Raw genomic sequence first — 567 nt, 5'->3', positions numbered from 1 at the left:
CAACCCCTGATCTTCTGGCTCCAGCCGGCCTCGACCAACTCAGCGGCATCAAGGCGATGTTCGTGCTCTATGCGTTTCTGGGCCTGCTCGGCGGCCTCATCTACGCGCAGATCCCGCGGCGTCGTCCGACGTCGGACGCCGGCACCGCGTCCGCGCTCGGCCCCTCGCGCAATATTGTTTTCAAGCTTGCGGCACTTTTTAGCCTTGATGCTTTCGCCGGCGGCTTTGTCGTCCAGTCGCTGCTTGCCCTATGGCTTTTCGAAAAATTCGACCTGTCGCTCTCGGAAGCCGGCTTTCTTCTGGTCGGGCGTACTTTCGGCGTTCTCATTCCCCGTTGCAGCTTGGCTGTCTCGGCACATCGGACTCATCAACACGATGGTGTTCACACATATTCCGTCCAGCCTGGCCCTGATGCTGGCGGCGCTTGCGCCGACGCTCCCTCTGGCGATCGCTTTGCTGCTGATTCGCGCCGCACTTTCGCAGATGGATGTGCCCACGCGCTCTTCCTACGTGATGGCGGTTGTCACCGAGGTGGAGCAGGCCGCCGCCGCGAGCTTCACATCGGTC

Annotated in this window: 1 pseudogene; it reads left to right on the top strand. The window is 61.9% G+C overall.

Annotated elements, in window-relative coordinates:
• Nucleotides 1–567: pseudogene (locus tag NMG80_RS07150) on the top strand (MFS transporter); the annotation flags it as partial.

This window comes from Mesorhizobium escarrei, assembly GCF_935825525.1.
GTDB lineage: Bacteria > Pseudomonadota > Alphaproteobacteria > Rhizobiales > Rhizobiaceae > Mesorhizobium > Mesorhizobium escarrei.
The sequence above is the reverse complement of the archived record's forward strand: the minus strand, read 5'-3'. Positions and strand labels throughout refer to the sequence as shown.